Annotated in this window: 16 protein-coding genes; 8 read left to right on the forward strand and 8 right to left on the reverse strand. The window is 53.0% G+C overall.

Annotated elements, in window-relative coordinates; all coding sequences use genetic code 11:
- Positions 1-31: 31 nt before the first annotated feature.
- Positions 32-763 carry a hypothetical protein gene (locus M0646_RS10685; protein WP_149820705.1) on the reverse strand — a complete coding sequence of 244 codons (732 nt, stop codon included), beginning with the start codon at positions 761-763 and terminating at the stop codon, positions 32-34.
- Between the two features lie 145 nt (positions 764-908).
- Here M0646_RS10685 and M0646_RS10690 point away from each other — a divergent pair, with 145 nt between their 5' ends.
- Positions 909-1,589: a response regulator transcription factor gene (locus tag M0646_RS10690; RefSeq protein WP_149820706.1), complete on the forward strand. Its 681-nt coding sequence runs from the start codon at positions 909-911 to the stop codon at positions 1,587-1,589.
- Positions 1,590-1,591: 2 nt separating this feature from the next.
- On the opposite strand, the gene M0646_RS10695 is transcribed toward M0646_RS10690, so the two are convergent.
- Positions 1,592-2,500 (reverse strand): ChaN family lipoprotein, encoded by a 909-nt coding sequence (locus M0646_RS10695; RefSeq protein WP_286649627.1) that lies wholly within the window; start codon positions 2,498-2,500, stop codon positions 1,592-1,594.
- Between the two features lie 113 nt (positions 2,501-2,613).
- On the opposite strand from M0646_RS10695, the gene M0646_RS10700 reads away from it, so the two are divergent.
- The 3 genes from M0646_RS10700 (at position 2,614) to M0646_RS10710 (ending at position 4,892) form a co-directional block, all read left to right on the forward strand.
- Positions 2,614-3,873: a bifunctional oligoribonuclease/PAP phosphatase NrnA gene (locus M0646_RS10700; protein ID WP_149820708.1), complete on the forward strand. Its 1,260-nt coding sequence runs from the start codon at positions 2,614-2,616 to the stop codon at positions 3,871-3,873.
- A 34-nt stretch (positions 3,874-3,907) separates the two neighbouring features.
- Complete coding sequence (sixA, locus tag M0646_RS10705) at positions 3,908-4,426, forward strand: phosphohistidine phosphatase SixA (protein ID WP_149820710.1); 519 nt, start codon at positions 3,908-3,910, stop codon at positions 4,424-4,426.
- Positions 4,427-4,517: 91 nt separating this feature from the next.
- Positions 4,518-4,892 (forward strand): hypothetical protein, encoded by a 375-nt coding sequence (locus M0646_RS10710; protein ID WP_286625667.1) that lies wholly within the window; start codon positions 4,518-4,520, stop codon positions 4,890-4,892.
- On the opposite strand, the gene M0646_RS10715 is transcribed toward M0646_RS10710, so the two are convergent.
- On the reverse strand, positions 4,861-5,277 hold the full coding sequence (locus tag M0646_RS10715; protein ID WP_149820714.1) for a nuclear transport factor 2 family protein: 417 nt from the start codon (positions 5,275-5,277) through the stop codon (positions 4,861-4,863). The two genes, M0646_RS10710 and M0646_RS10715, sit on opposite strands and share 32 nt — an antisense overlap.
- Before the next feature lie 79 nt (positions 5,278-5,356).
- Positions 5,357-5,854: an orange carotenoid protein N-terminal domain-containing protein gene (locus M0646_RS10720; RefSeq protein WP_286625668.1), complete on the reverse strand. Its 498-nt coding sequence runs from the start codon at positions 5,852-5,854 to the stop codon at positions 5,357-5,359.
- 293 nt (positions 5,855-6,147) lie between these two features.
- On the opposite strand from M0646_RS10720, the gene M0646_RS10725 reads away from it, so the two are divergent.
- From M0646_RS10725 to M0646_RS10735, 3 genes are read left to right on the forward strand one after another with little or no spacing between them, the layout of a single operon-like run.
- Positions 6,148-7,245: a glycosyl transferase gene (locus tag M0646_RS10725; protein ID WP_286649628.1), complete on the forward strand. Its 1,098-nt coding sequence runs from the start codon at positions 6,148-6,150 to the stop codon at positions 7,243-7,245.
- A gap of 8 nt (positions 7,246-7,253) precedes the next feature.
- Entirely contained in the window at positions 7,254-9,128 is a 1,875-nt protein-coding gene (locus tag M0646_RS10730) for a tetratricopeptide repeat protein (protein ID WP_286625669.1), read from the forward strand.
- The gene (locus M0646_RS10735) at positions 9,112-10,065 is read left to right on the forward strand and encodes a 5'-nucleotidase (protein WP_286625670.1); all 954 of its coding nucleotides are present in this window, start codon (positions 9,112-9,114) and stop codon (positions 10,063-10,065) included. The genes M0646_RS10730 and M0646_RS10735 overlap by 17 nt, the downstream gene beginning before the upstream one ends.
- Here the strand turns inward: M0646_RS10735 and M0646_RS10740 are convergent.
- The 3 genes from M0646_RS10740 to rpiA all read right to left on the reverse strand — a co-directional run bounded on the left by M0646_RS10740 (position 10,050) and on the right by rpiA (position 12,042).
- On the reverse strand, positions 10,050-10,367 hold the full coding sequence (locus tag M0646_RS10740; RefSeq protein WP_149820721.1) for a hypothetical protein: 318 nt from the start codon (positions 10,365-10,367) through the stop codon (positions 10,050-10,052). The genes M0646_RS10735 and M0646_RS10740 overlap by 16 nt on opposite strands.
- Positions 10,368-10,764: 397 nt before the next feature.
- Positions 10,765-11,199 (reverse strand): hypothetical protein, encoded by a 435-nt coding sequence (locus M0646_RS10745; RefSeq protein ID WP_149820722.1) that lies wholly within the window; start codon positions 11,197-11,199, stop codon positions 10,765-10,767.
- A 135-nt stretch (positions 11,200-11,334) separates the two neighbouring features.
- Positions 11,335-12,042 carry a ribose-5-phosphate isomerase RpiA gene (gene rpiA / locus M0646_RS10750; RefSeq protein WP_149820724.1) on the reverse strand — a complete coding sequence of 236 codons (708 nt, stop codon included), beginning with the start codon at positions 12,040-12,042 and terminating at the stop codon, positions 11,335-11,337.
- Between the two features lie 169 nt (positions 12,043-12,211).
- Between rpiA and M0646_RS10755 the strand changes: the two genes are divergently transcribed.
- The gene (locus M0646_RS10755; protein ID WP_286649629.1) at positions 12,212-13,870 is read left to right on the forward strand and encodes an alpha/beta hydrolase; all 1,659 of its coding nucleotides are present in this window, start codon (positions 12,212-12,214) and stop codon (positions 13,868-13,870) included.
- On the opposite strand, the gene pgsA is transcribed toward M0646_RS10755, so the two are convergent.
- Positions 13,855-14,361, reverse strand: coding sequence for a CDP-diacylglycerol--glycerol-3-phosphate 3-phosphatidyltransferase (pgsA, locus tag M0646_RS10760; RefSeq protein WP_286627189.1), 507 nt, complete (start codon positions 14,359-14,361; stop codon positions 13,855-13,857). The genes M0646_RS10755 and pgsA overlap by 16 nt on opposite strands.
- Positions 14,362-14,400 lie beyond the last annotated feature (39 nt).

The raw sequence follows: 14,400 nt of genomic DNA on the forward strand, positions 1-14,400 counted from the left end.
TATTCCCGAAACGGGCTTCCCTATGCAAATATCAATGGAAATCAAAAGGTTCTAGGAGCGTTTGCAGCACGGTGGGCAACTTCTCGGCTAGCTCTTGGGAATGGCTATAGATGAGGCGCTGGCGACTGGGAACTTCAATGGGAAGAGGCGCCCGCTGGCTGGGGTGCTCCTGCTGAATGACAAGGATTTGATTGCGGCGTTTGCTGGCAAGGGCGTAGCCGAGTTCTAGGGCAATCATGGTGGACAACTGGCCATTCTCAACCGCTGTGCCATCGGCAACAAACAGGAGCGAGCGACGCAATTGGGTGATCACGGGACTATCCAGACGCAGAGGAGCCGTGGCTGAGCGTGGGCTTTCGACCAGTTCCAAGGGGAAGCGACTAGGGGTATTGGTCACAAATGCTTTGAGGGCGGTGCGAATCTCGTCACTACTGGGGCTATCGGCGGGACTGAAAAAGAGGGTCGGTTCCAAGTAACTCAGGCGATCGCTCTTGATGAAATAGATTTCATGACTGAGAACATCAATGTTGGCGATCGTATAGCTGCCGCTCCCCTCAATATAAAATTCCACGGTTTCCCCAAGGCGATAGCGTTGAAACCACTCCGAACGCTGCACCGTTTCTAAGTCATCGAGAAAATCTGCCCGCAGTGCCGTTTTCAGCAAGCTACTTTTGTTGAGCCGTAGATCGTGGGGACGTTGCTCGATGTGTTCGAGGGGTTCATACTGCGGTAGGTACCATGCCCGCAGCGCAATAATCGCCATTCAATTATTCCACCTAGGTACTGCCAATTATGTTAGAGCATAAATACAGTCCTTTTCTGGGGTACACAGATGAGCACTGACTGAGCGTATTCCATCCGTGTGAAAAGGGCTGTAAATTAAGTCCTACTGGCATAGGAGACAGCCAATGACAGCAAAATTATTGCTGGTGGATGATGAGCCGGGGGTGCGCGAGGCGGTAACGGCCTATTTAGAGGACAGTGGCTTTGAGGTGACAGCAGTGGCCAATGGTCAAGCGGCTCTGGAGTATCTAGAAACCAATGTACCCGACCTGATTATTACGGATATTATGATGCCGCAGATGGATGGCTATGCCTTTTTGGAAACAGTGCGCCAACAACCCCATCTCAACCATATTCCCGTTATCTTCCTCACAGCGCGGGGCATGAAGCGCGATCGCATCCAAGGCTATGATGCTGGCTGTGATGCCTACCTAGCCAAACCCTTTGACCCCGATGAACTGGTGGCCATTATCAAAAATCTGCTGCGGCGGCAAGCGGCTGCTCGCGATGAGGGAGAACCCAATCTGGCCAATTTAGCTCAACAAATTGCCGAACTGCGGGCAATGCTCGTCCAACAGGGCAAACGCAATCCCACGGCTCCCCCAATTCAACTGGATCTCACCCCCCGCGAAGCCAGTGTGCTGCAACTGGTGGTCAAGGGTCTGATGAATAAGGAAATTGCCAGCCAACTGAATACCAGTGTTCGCAATATTGAAAAGTATGTCAGTCGCCTCTTTGTGAAAACCGGTACCAGTAGCCGCACAGAACTCGTGCGCTTTGCCCTTGAACATGGCTTGGCTGATTAGGTTTAGAGAGAGGGATCATTTTGCCAGAACCAGTCGGCAATGCGGGGTTTGGCTTTTTCCGTTGCTGTGGGATTGAGGAGGATAATGGCTTGGCGGAGGTTGGGGGCCAGCCGTCGCTGTACCCGTTGGGGAATGCCATCGCCAAAATAAACATGACCCCGCCCCGTCAGCACCACAATCAGGCGATCGGGATGCCGCTGATGCTGTTTAGCAATGACTTTGGCCATCGTTTCATCCCAAAGGACTTGAGCTTGGTAAAAGAAGTCAAAATTCATACTGTGGCTCATCCCTTGATGGGCAGCAACAAAAATCTCCTGCAGGCGATCGCGATAGGCAGTGTTGCTCAAGTCAATATCTGCTAGGGGTGGAATATAGCGAAAATCATCTTCCCCTAAGCTCTCTAGACCTTGGCGTGCCACTTGGCGGGTGACTTCGGTGGGCGTATTCAGGGCAATCAGGGGAATCTGCTGCTCCTTGGCAAAGCGAAAAATCGGTGCATACAGCGACCAAGGGAAGCCCCAGCGCTGGGCATATTGGGTTTGCTCCAGCAATTCCATCTCGGTAATTTCACCGCCAATGTAGGCATCGAGGGCGGCTTGAAAGGGACGCTGAATCATTTCAAGGGCGATCGCTAGGGGGCGACCCCGCCGTTGCAATTCCTGCAAAATTTGCAGTTGTGCCTGATGATCGGCCACGCTATCGTGGGTTTCACCCAAATAGAGGATGTGCTTTTGCTGCCAGTCGGCATAGGCTCTTTGCAGGGGGACGGATTCACTGCCCCGCCAGACCTGCTGCGCTTTCACACTGTGGGTTCCCGCGACCAAAAGGGCGATCGCTAAAGTAAAAGCTAAAGGCTGCCAAGCAGGGGACGATCGCCACTGGCGCAACCGCTGTCCAAGGGGGGATGCCAAACGATAAAATATCTGCCAAGATCGAGATAGAGTCGTTGACGGTATGGTGACGACAATTATCTTCTGCGCGTTCCCCATTGGGTTCAACCCTGTTATCCAACGCTGAAACAACTATGCAATCTCCCTATCCACTTGAACTCAGTGACCCCGCTGCCAGTGACGTCGGTTCCACTCATCCTGAACTGAATGGTAACGCACTGGTGAAATCGGAGACGACCTCTACAGAATTGGCCAAGGCGGAAGTTCGCTTGAGTGACCCCCGTGCCGAAGCGCTGCGGCAAATGCTGGAACGCCATCGCGGTACGCGGCAGTTGATTATTCTCCAAGATTTTCCTGACCCCGATGCCCTCTCTTCGGCATGGACCTATAAACTCATTGCTGAGCAGTTTGAGATTCAGTGCGATATTGCCTACGCCGGTGCCCTGAGCCATCAGGAGAATATCACCCTAGTGCGGCTGACGGGGATGCCCCTTGTGCGCTGGGCGGTGCAAGGTACGAAAAATAAAGATCAGCGGGATTGTACCTGTTACCAAGGCTACGTTCTCATTGACAACCAAGGCACCACCAGTCAACTGCTGCCCATGGTGCAGGAGGCTGGCCTGCCGGCGATCGCCATCATTGATCACCACAGTCTCCAAGAAGCCATTCAAGCCGAGTTTACAGACATTCGACCCACGACCCGCGCCACGGCTACCATCTTTACCCAATACCTGCAAGCGGGGCTACTCACCCTCGACAGTAGCAACCCAGTTCACGTGAAATGTGCCACGGCTCTGATGCATGGCCTGCGCTCTGACACCGATTGCCTCAAACAAGCCAAAGAAGAGGACTTTCTCGCAGCCGCCTTCCTGAGTCGTTTTATTGATTATCAACTGCTGAACACCATTTTGCAGTCCCACCGCTCGAAGCAGGTGATGGATGTGATCGAGCGATCGCTGAAAAACCGCTCCATTCACAACAATTTCTCAATTTCTGGCGTGGGCTATATCCGCTACGAAGACCGCGATGCCATTCCCCAAGCGGCGGATTTCCTTGTGACTGAAGAGAACGTCCACACTGCCGTTGTCTATGGCCTTGTCCACGACGAAGACGAAGAGGTGGAACTGATTATCGGTTCGCTGCGCACAACAAAAATTACCCTTGACCCCGACGAATTTATCAAAGAGGCCTTTGGTAAGGATCGCCAAGGACGCTTCTTTGGTGGGGGTCGCTCCCAAGCCGGCGGTTTTGAAATTCCCGTGGGCTTCTTGTCGGGTCTCAATGAGAATCCAGAATACGCTAAACTCAAGTGGAGCGTTTACGATACGCAGATTAAGCAGAAGCTCCTCCACCTCGTCAATCCGAAGAACAATGTCCTCCACGGTACGGAGTAAGACACTGTTCGTAGTAATCAAGTTTTAGGTCTTTATGACGGAGCTAACAGTCCTTTTTTTCCGCCACGGAATCGCGGTCGAACGGGAAGTGTTTGAAGGCAGTGATAGCGATCGCCCCCTGACGGCCAAAGGCGAAAAGAAAACCCAGCAGATTGCGCGGCGGTTACTTGATCTAGGCATTGAGGCAGAACTGATTCTCTCCTCCCCACTGGTGCGGGCACGGCAAACGGCAGAAATTCTCCTTGAAGTGGGGGTTGCCCCCGATCTGATGATTTCTGACCTGTTGGCTCCAAGCGGTCGTTTGCTAGATTGGCTCCATTGGCTCAGCCACTGGCGTCAAGACCATGAGGGTGCCCTTATAGCGGTGGGTCATGAACCCAATCTCAGTCACTGGACCGAACTGCTCATCTGTGGTAAAGCCTTGGGACACCTCCAGCTCAAGAAAGCCGGCATTATTGGCCTGCTGATTCCAGAAACCGATCCCCTTGGTAATAGTCAACTTTTTTGGCTGACGCCTCCCAAGTTTTTACTTAATGGCAGTGGCCTTGCCTGACTACAGGTGTCCATTCCGATGCTTCGACCCTCTCGCCACTGCTCTCCCTAAAGCGACAAAATAGAAGTACAGCCTGCCACAGGATAGAATCGTGAATTCTGAGTCGGAAATTACGGAGCATTTACCGCCCGATGTTCTCAGTTGGCTGTATGCCTATCAGCGGGAGCATCAATTTACTAGCCTTGAAGCGGCAATTGTTGACATTGTCTGCAAGTTTTATATTCAAGCGGAGCATTTGCCTGAACGGCTGGCGGATCTAGAGCGACGGGTGAATGCCCTCAGCCGTGAAGTGATTCATCTGCGCCAACAACTGCCCGAAAACTACGATCGCCTACGGGAACAGTTGGCAGCGGTGCGCCTGAGTCATTCGGGCATTCTCCACAATTTGCGCGATCGCGTGGAGGCCTTAGAGTCCGAGGTGTTTCCCGGTCGCCCTAGCGCTGCTGACGTAGAGGCTGATAGTTGAGGAGTTCCTCCAAGGTTGCCAGCAAATCCACTTTCACAAATGTGATTTGATCCTCAGCATTGAGGCCAAATTGCCAAGCCACATTGACGCTAAAAAGGGGGAGTGTAACTTTACCCACAAGGCGGTAGCGACGTTCTGTGCCCTCTGTGCTTAGTAGTTCTCCTTTAAGGGGTTCTGCCCGCATACCCACGGCTTCAAGGTGGAGATAATGGGCGATCGCCCCGCGGCCAATGACAGCATCCTCAAAGGGCGGATAGAGAACTCCCGCCTCAGCAAACAGGGCGGCCACATCTTCGTAGCGTTCCTCATTGAGGGCAGCAAAATAGGCGATCAGCGTCGGTTCATCAATGCCGAGAACAGGACTTCCTTGAACAAGATGGGTCATGGTTGCAGTTCCTCAGTGGTTTGAATCGAGACAAAAAAAGGGAGCGAGCTGCCCCCTTGCGTAACCCATGGCATCTCAATTAGACGGCAAGTGGATCCACACCCATGGCGACCACTGCATTCCGCAGGACAGTAATCTGCTGACCAAAGTCAAGGGCTTTGATGGCTGCAAACACGCGATCGGCATCGCGGCTGAGGGTATAACCGGGGGGCACAGGTACCACAAACCCCTGTTTCATCAGTTCTGCCAGTTGATACCAGAAGGCGAGCTTGGTGTTGGGGCTAAAGACACCGTAGGCACGGGTGAGAGGGGTGTCCACATTGGCCACCAAGTCGCGCATGAATTGAAGTTGATCATCAAAACTGAGTGCTTTGACCTGATTGAGCAGCCCTTCCGCCAGTTGTAGGCGAGCCGTACCGGGGGCGGCGGCTGTAATCGAACGACCCGTTTCTGTGTAGATAAACCACAGGAGTCCCAACTTGTCATCCACGCTCAGGCAGTTAAAGAGAGTGGTTACCTCTTGAACCGCTGTGGCTAGGGTGGTGGGATTGAAACGCGTATCGGTGGTGTAGGTCATATCGCTTCAGAGATGTTAAATGTCTAGTCTGTCGCTAGGGTTATCTCTGCCTCCTAGTCAACAGTATGTTACATATCTTCATAAAAAGCAACACAAGTTTATAAATACCGACAATAAATCTATCTTATATGTTAATCAAATAGAATAAACTCAATACATTGTAGAGGGCTAAACCCAAGGACATGTCCTAGTTAATCCCGCTGTTGCCCTCTTGCGCAAAAAAGCAGTTAGCAACCTCCATGGTGGGTTGTTACAAATGTTAAGATTGCATCGGTTTTGGCAGGAACACTGCTGTGGCTCGACCAACCCTCTACGTAGCAATCACCAATCATGGCTTTGGTCATGTGGCGCGGACAACGGCGCTGGTGAATGCCATTCGCCGCCAAGTGCCTGATCTCTTGCCACTGATCGTGACGGCAGCTCCCTATTGGTTGTTGCAGGCGAATCTGGAGGGGGAGTTTATTCATCGTCCCCGTGCCCTTGATCTGGGGGTCGTGCAAGCCGATAGTTTGCAAATGGATTTGCCCGCAACCCGTGCCAAGCTCTTGGAACTTCAGGCGGCAGCCCCTGAGTTGATCCACGCCGAGGCAGATTTTATTCAGCAAAATCGGGCACAGTTGGTGCTAGCGGATATTCCCCCTTTGGCGGTGGCGATCGCCCATGCAGCGGGGGTGCCCTGTTGGATGGTTAGTAACTTTGGCTGGGATTTTATCTATCGCTCCTTTGGCGATGACTTTAGCGAGATTGGGGATTGGGTGAGTAATCTTTATAGCGGGTGCGATCGCTTGTTTCAACTGCCCTTTGCCGAACCCCTCAATGCTTTTCCCCACAAAGAACCCGTGGGACTGACGGGAGCCGAACCGCGTTTTGAACCAGAGGAGTTGCGGCAGCGCCTTGGCCTCACCACTCCCCGCGATCGCACGGTTTTGTTGACCTTTGGCGGGTTGAGCCTGCAGGCCATTCCCTATGAAGCCCTCAAGGACTTTCCCGATTGGCAGTTTCTCACCTTCGATGGGGCTGCACCAGAGGATCTGCCAAACCTACTGAAGCTCTGTGGCCGTCAACTCCGCCCGCTGGATGTGATGCCTCTCTGTGGTCGAGTCGTGTCCAAGCCCGGCTATGGCACCTACGCGGAGGCCTGTCGCTTGGGGGTACCGGTGGCAACGATTCGTCGTGATGATTTTGCCGAGGGGCCAATTTTAGTGGCCGGATTGCAGGCTCATCACTACCATCAGATCCTCAGTCATGAAGAATTTTTTGGTGGCCACTGGCACTTTTTGGCAGCGGAACCTCAGCCGCCTTTAGACCCCACACCGCTTGATCTTGATGGCAATTCTAAGATCGCTACCGCTGTTGCTTATTATTTGAATCAACACAATTCCTATTCGTAGCAATTGCCGTGGGTATCTTTGGATGGCAAACAGCCTCGCTTTTAAAAAAGGCTTGGCAGCTTTATCAGCAACAGCACTGGCGCAGGGCACAGCAGTTGGCTCGTCAAGTCATTGAACGTTCCCCGCAGCCAGAGGCCTACTATTTGTTGGGGGTGATTGCCGAGGAACGGGGGCAACCCCTTGGGGCGCAAGCGGCCTATGAACAGGCGATCGCCCTTGATCCGTGGCATGCTGCTGCCCACTATCGGCTGGCGATTGTTCTCCACGATCTGCTGTCGCAACCGGCCGCTGCTGTACCCCACTATCAACGCGCCCTTGAGGTGCAGCCAGAGTGGGTGGAAGCCCACAGCAACCTAGGGAATGCCTATTTGGACTTAGGGGAGATTGAGCGGGCGATCGCCTGCTATCAAAAAGCCCTTTCCCTGAATCCGGACTTACCGACGACCCTGTATAACTTGGGACTGTGTCTGCACTCCCAAGGCAAACTTACAGAGGCCAGTGCCTGCTATGAACAGTCGCTGTATCTTAAACCCGGTCAAGCGGATGTCCACAACAATCTGGGCAGCGTTTATCTCGAACTCAAGAACTACAGGGCAGCGATTCGTCAATTTCAAGCTGCCCTCAGCGCCAATCCAGAACTATTGGCAGCGCACTACAATCTGGGCTATGCCCTCCATTTACAGGGCAACCTTGCAGCGGCCCGCGATCGCTATCAAGAGGTCTTGCTGCGGGAAAATAAACATCCACAGGCACTCCTGCAACTGGGGCAAATTTGCCTCAGCGAAGCGGATTTTACGGGAGCCATCCGCTACTACCAACGCTGTCTTGACCTCAACCCTTGCAACGGTTCTGCCCAAGCGGGCTTGGCCACAGCGCTTCTGGAAACAGGAAACCCAGAGGCGGCCCTCCACCACTTTCGCCAAGCCGTTGCCCTAGACCCCAATGGGGCGGATGTGCGCCTCAACTTTGCCCTTGTCCTGCTCATGCTAGGACATTTTCAAGAGGGATGGGAGGAATACGAATGGCGCTGGCAACAACCCACGGGCGGATTACGCACCTATGCGCAACCCCGTTGGCAAGGTCAATCCCTAGAGGGGAAAACCCTCTTTGTCTATAGTGAGCAGGGGCTAGGGGATTGCATTCAGTTTGTGCGCTTACTGCCCTTGATGGCGCGGCGTGCCCAACGGCTCATTTTTGCTGCCTATCCGCCCTTGGTGCGCCTGTGTCAAACACTGCCGGGGATTGAAGTGATAAGCACCGAGGAGACGCCTCCCCCCTTTGATTGCCATACCCCCCTGCTGAGTCTGCCGCGCTACTTAGGCATTGATAAAGACCACTTTCCTAAGTTCAAGCCCTATTTCCCTTTGCCCGCCCACCCACCCCACAGTATCTTTAATATCTCTAAACCTCGGATCGGTCTGGTTTGGGCCAGCCATAGTCAAACACGCACAACGGCGCAGCGGTCTTGTCCCCTTGAGTATGTCCTACCCCTGCTGCGGGAATTTGAGGTGCAATGGTATAGCCTGCAAAAGGAGCGATCGCCAGCGGAAGCTGAACAGTTACAGGAGGTGGGGGTGATTGATTGCCAGCCCTATATGGGGGATTTTCTGGATACGGCGCTTTTGATCCAGCAGTTGGATGCTGTGGTAACAATTGATACGGCTGTGGCACACTTGGCGGGTGCCCTAGGGAAGCCCCTGTGGATCCTGTTGCCCTTTGTGGCGGATTGGCGGTGGCTCTGGCAGCGATCGCGATCGCCTTGGTATCCTTCGGCGCAGTTAATTCGCCAGCCCCAGCGGGGTGATTGGCAAGGGGCGATCGCCCAATTGCGGACTGCGCTTCAATCCCACTATCGGATGCTCAGCAATGGGATACCCAATTGAGCAGAAATTAGTGATTGCAGTGGCCTCCAGTGCCCTCTTTGATTTGGGGGAGGCGGATGATGTCTTTCGCAATGAGGGGACCGAAAAGTACCGCCAATTTCAGCGGGAAAGGAAATACGATGTCTTGCCGAAGGGGGTGGCATTTCCCTTTATTCGCCGCTTCTTAAATCTCAACCGTGCCTATCCCGAACAAGAGCCCGTGGAGGTCGTGCTTCTTTCGAGAAACGATCCCGATACCGGTCAGCGGGTCTTCTATTCAATTCAGCACTACGGTCTGAACATTACCCGCGCCGCATTTTTGGGCGGCAAATCCCCCCATCCCTACATTCCTGCCTTTAATGTGTCCCTATTTCTCTCGGCAAATGCCAAGGACGTGCAGCAGGCGATCGCGGCTGGGTATCCAGCGGGCATGGTGATTCGATCGCCCATTACCGATCAGGAAGAGGATGCCGAGTTGCGCATTGCCTTTGACTTTGATGGTGTGCTAGCGGATGATGAAGCGGAAGCCGTCTTTCGCCAAGGGGATCTCGAGCAATTTCAAGCCCATGAACTGCAAAAGGCCAACATTCCCCACAACCCAGGCCCCCTGAGTGACCTGTTTAGAAAACTGGCAGCCTTTCAACAGTTAGAGATGGCCAAAGAACAGCAGGATGCCAGCTATCGGCGGCTGTTACGGATTGCGATTGTGACGGCACGCAATATCCTTGCTAGTGAACGGGTGGTAACTACCCTCAATAGTTGGGGCGTCATGCCGGATGAAACCTTTTTCCTTGGCGGTATGGAGAAGGTACGGGTTCTCAAGCAACTCAAACCGCATATTTTCTTTGATGATCAACTGACTCATCTAGAATCAGCAGCGGGTTCGATTCCCTCAGTGCATGTCCCCTTTGGCGTGCGCAACTGTGACATTTGTGGCATTTATTATGGGCAGACCTGACGCCCATTCATCTGAACAATGGAAACATCTAGCTCGCGATCATCAAGTTCAAGTTTGCCACTGGCAGTAACAACGCCGCCCACCCTAAGAACGCCATTGCGCAGGGCAGGTTTGCAGGCATCCGGTAGATCGAGCTTGTAGCGTTGGTTATTGGCCTCAATTAAGACTTCATCATCATCAACAACCGCCGTAATTTGACCCGTAAGCGTGGCGGGCACCTCCTTACCAGCACGGCTGGCGATCGCTCCTGTGATCAACATTCCTGCCACTCCTAATGCCAATACCAACCAACGCAATCCCATGGCACAAATCCTCAAGTAGAAGGTTTCCCAATAATTTGACGAGCGATCGCCCCCAAGAGTTCAATTAAGTTTTCTCTGCCGACGGATCTATTCAAATTTCCTAAAGTCTGATTTTGGCGTTGAATCCCTCGGAGTCTCTCTATAGGAGGCTTTGAGTATTTTTAGTAGCTTTGTAGAAAATAATTTGACACCCCTCGCAGGGGATCCCTCGGAACAGGGGGCTGCAATCCGCTCAGGGAGAGGCTATATTAAAGATGCGCTTGCTTTCCTTCGGGGAAGTAAAATAAATGAAAATTGGTAAAGTACGCTAAAAATAAGCACAAAAAAAGGTCAGTGTCGTTGCCACCGACCCTTGAATAGATGAAGACGAGTTAAGTTTCTAGGAGTTTATTCCTCATTAACGGGGAACAACGGCAGGCTGCACTTGGATGCCCCATGAACTGAGCGTGCCTACATTACAGCCACCTTGCCGTCCAATCGCCCCAATTTGAATCGTGTGATTCCCCCGCTCCCAATTGCCACCAATGGGCAAAAAGGCTGAACGGTTGGGGCCAAGGAACTCCGTTTCGACCCGCTGTCCCTGACGATTGGTGGTGAAATATTTCACTTCCGAGCAGTGGGTAGCAGGCGCAGTGACTTGGAGGGCATAATCCCAATACGGACTTTCAGAGCGGAAGTTGTAACGCGCCATTTGATCGCAAACTTGGCCACTGCTGTTGCAGTTGACGATAATCGGTGGGTTTGCCTGTGCTGCCGTAGTAGCAACCACAACACCTGAAACCACAATACTGCTTAGGGTGATCAACCGATGGGTGAAGGAGTGGAGAGACATTGGAGGCTCCTATGGAGTGGATACCCCAATTATTGATGGCAATCCTGTCGCCGCCTGAGACCTCAATCACTGATGGGTTGAGAGATTGATCACCGGAAAGTAACTGTTGCTTCCTCGCAGGAAATGGAAAAACTGCTAGGCCATTTCACGCACACGGGGCTGGCCATCCACAATCTCACCAATGAGGATGACATCGGCCACGTTGACAAACAGGCCATTTTCGACAACGCCAGGGATGTTGTTCATCGTTTTCTCTAGTTCGGCGGGGTTAGAAATGTCATCAAATTTGACATCAAGGACAAGGTTGCCTTGATCTGTCACCACTGGGCCATCTTTTTTCACCCCCATGCGCAGTTCAGGCTGCCCCCCAAGAGCTTGCAGGGCACGAGTGACGGGAGCCACGGCAAAGGGTAACACTTCCACGGGCACAGGGAAAGTGGCACCCAATTTCTGCACCAGTTTGCTGCTGTCCACCACGACCAAGAACTGATCCGCAAGGGAGTCAACAATTTTTTCACGGGTATGAGCTGCCCCACCCCCCTTGATCAGGTTTTTGGCGGGATCCACTTCATCGGCACCGTCAATGGCAATGTCTAATTTCTCCACATCATCGAGGGTGACTAGGGGAATGCCATACTTTTTAGCAAGGACAGAGGCCTGAAACGAGGTGGGCACACCAGCGATGTTGCTCAGTTCTCCGTTGCGCAAGCGATCGCCCAAAAATTGGATGACAAAGGCGGTGGTTGACCCAGTGCCCAAGCCGACAATCATTCCAGACTGCACGCGATCGGCAGCAGCTTTGGCAACAGCCTGCTTCATTTGCTTGACTGCATCATCACTCATGGGCGAATTCCCTCATTTTTTCCAAAAGCACCATACCACAGCGGCCGCCCTTTACAGCCCTTTTCAGAGAGTCGGAACCTAGGCCTCAGGCTGCCAGTCCTTGGAAATGAGTTGCAGGTGACGTTGCAAACAACGATAATGCTAGTGATTAAGTGAGGGTATCTCAGGGATGGCGATCGCGCGCGCAAGGAAAAAATGGCAGTGGTTCTCCCTGTTGGGCGCAGCAGCAACCGTTTGGGCACAGACGGGACTGGCGGCTGAACAAATTAGCCTTGTGTATCCGCCCTTTGGCACCTTCAACATCCAAGTGAGTGACCTTGCCAGCTTTGCCAAAACGGGTAATACCAGCCCAGAGCTAGGGTTTTTAATTCGGTTGCTCCCCAATGATCAACAGCCAAACCTGCGGGAGAGCTTAACCACCCGTATGGACCTAGCACCCACAACCGTTAGCCAGTTTGTCAACAGCCCCATCGGTCAAGCCTTTCTGGAGCGTATTGGCCAAGTCATTCGTGCAGATAATGATGTCAATGGTGGCCCAGCCCTTGGGGAAGCCCTGAAAACCGCCGCCAGTTCCCCCGCAGGCATTACCCTACTCTCAGTACTACAGGCCTTTCCCGGCAAGAGTGTTAAAGTCAATGGTGAACTCGGTCTGAAGGCAGTGGGTGCCTTTACCCGTGCCGTGAATCAAGAACAACGGGCGCAAGACTTTATCGAACGCTTGGCGCAACTCCAACCAAGAACGCCACTGCCTGCCAGTAGCCTTAATCCTGCCCAAAAAGGACCCTTCCAGTGGCAAAAGCAAAAAATTGAATTTACTAATCCCAATCGCACCACAGGCTCCATTCCCGCAGATCTCTATGTCCCCACAGGAATTACGGCGCCGGCCCCTCTCATTGTCATTTCCCACGGTTTAGCCTCAGACCGCACGACATTTGCCTACTTAGCAGAGCACTTGGCTAGTTATGGCCTAGCGGTTTTAGCAGTCACTCACCCCGGTTCCGATGCCAGCCGGGTCAGTAGTTTTCTCTCCGGGACACCCCTCGACTACGAGAACTTGCCAAAGGATTGGGCGCAGCGTCCCCTCGACTTGAAATTGGGGGTAGATGCTGTAGCGGCGTTAGTTCAGAAAAATCCAGCCCTGAAAATTGACACCAATAATGTGGGGCTATTTGGCCACTCCATGGGGGGCTTTACCGTACTGGCAGCGGCTGGGGGTACCGTTGACTGGAATGCAGTGAAACAACGCTGTCTAGCAGCCGCTAGGGATCTCTTTATCTTTAATATCTCAGTGCCCCTGCAATGTCGTAGTCTCGGTCTTGCCGATGGGCCCTCTACACTGGCGGATCCACGGGTCAAGTCTGTGATTGCTGTCAATCCAGTGAGTAGTATCCTCATTGGCGAACGGGGCATGGCCAATATCAAGGTGCCCACGCTCATTGTTTCCAGTAGTCGGGATGTCTTTGCGCCACCCTTAGAGGAGCAGATCTGGCCTTTTACATGGTTGCAGGCGCAGCCCAAGTATCTTGCCATGCTCGTGCCCGGTACCCACTTCTCAGCAGTGGGGGTCAGTGAAGCGGGAGTATTACCGGTTCCCAATGATCTCATTGGCCCGAACCCACAGTTGGCACAGCCCTTTTTCAAGGGACTGGCGGGGGCTTTCTTTGGCGTCTTTAATCAAAAAAATGAGTCCTTGCGTCCATTCCTGAGTCAAACCTTTGTCAATCAGGTGACCCAGCCCACTTTTCAAGCCTATTGGCTGGATCGCATCAATCCCCAGCAGTTGCAGGAGGTGCTCGCGGGGCGCATTGGCACTCAACCACGAAGATAAAGTGCCCCAGAAATCAGTGTGAGGGCGATCGCCCCCCCATAAACAATGAGTATTCCCCCCTGCCAACTGGGTGGTAAGGGAGCGAGAAGTAATGCTACGGCCATAATCTGGCTAACGGTTTTGGCTTTGCCCCAAAGGTTTGCCCCCTGAATTTGAGATTGCTGCACCCGCCAACTGGCAATTCCGAGTTCCCGAAAGAGGATCAACGCCACTGACCATGCAGGCACCTCTCCCCATTCAATGCACAGGAGCAGGGGTGCAAGAATTAGCAACTTATCCACGAGCGGATCCAGCACTTTGCCCAAATCCGTGACCTGATTAAAACGGCGGGCAATGTAGCCATCCAGCCAATCCGTCAGGGCTGCCACCAAAAATAAACCCACCCCCCACCAGCGATAGACCACTCCATGATTGAAGGAGAGCAAGCCTAGGATCACTGGCACAATCAACAGGCGAGCAAGGGTAATCGTAGTGGCGAGGTTCACAGGCATAGCACTCATGCAAAAGAAAACCCCCTCACGCAGAGGGAG

Source organism: Thermosynechococcus sp. B3 (assembly GCF_030323045.1).
Lineage (GTDB): Bacteria > Cyanobacteriota > Cyanobacteriia > Thermosynechococcales > Thermosynechococcaceae > Thermosynechococcus.

Bases quoted from the DNA above. Each gene is read 5' to 3' on its own strand.
- M0646_RS10735 (WP_286625670.1), top strand. From the start codon at position 9,112: ATGGGATACCCAATTGAGCAGAAATTAGTGATTGCAGTGGCCTCCAGT.
- rpiA (WP_149820724.1), bottom strand. From the start codon at position 12,042: ATGAGTGATGATGCAGTCAAGCAAATGAAGCAGGCTGTTGCCAAAGCT.
- pgsA (WP_286627189.1), bottom strand. From the start codon at position 14,361: ATGCCTGTGAACCTCGCCACTACGATTACCCTTGCTCGCCTGTTGATT.
- M0646_RS10745 (WP_149820722.1), bottom strand. From the start codon at position 11,199: ATGTCTCTCCACTCCTTCACCCATCGGTTGATCACCCTAAGCAGTATT.
- M0646_RS10720 (WP_286625668.1), bottom strand. From the start codon at position 5,854: ATGACCTACACCACCGATACGCGTTTCAATCCCACCACCCTAGCCACA.
- M0646_RS10740 (WP_149820721.1), bottom strand. From the start codon at position 10,367: ATGGGATTGCGTTGGTTGGTATTGGCATTAGGAGTGGCAGGAATGTTG.
- M0646_RS10690 (WP_149820706.1), top strand. From the start codon at position 909: ATGACAGCAAAATTATTGCTGGTGGATGATGAGCCGGGGGTGCGCGAG.
- sixA (WP_149820710.1), top strand. From the start codon at position 3,908: ATGACGGAGCTAACAGTCCTTTTTTTCCGCCACGGAATCGCGGTCGAA.
- M0646_RS10715 (WP_149820714.1), bottom strand. From the start codon at position 5,277: ATGACCCATCTTGTTCAAGGAAGTCCTGTTCTCGGCATTGATGAACCG.
- M0646_RS10755 (WP_286649629.1), top strand. From the start codon at position 12,212: ATGGCGATCGCGCGCGCAAGGAAAAAATGGCAGTGGTTCTCCCTGTTG.
- M0646_RS10685 (WP_149820705.1), bottom strand. From the start codon at position 763: ATGGCGATTATTGCGCTGCGGGCATGGTACCTACCGCAGTATGAACCC.
- M0646_RS10700 (WP_149820708.1), top strand. From the start codon at position 2,614: ATGCAATCTCCCTATCCACTTGAACTCAGTGACCCCGCTGCCAGTGAC.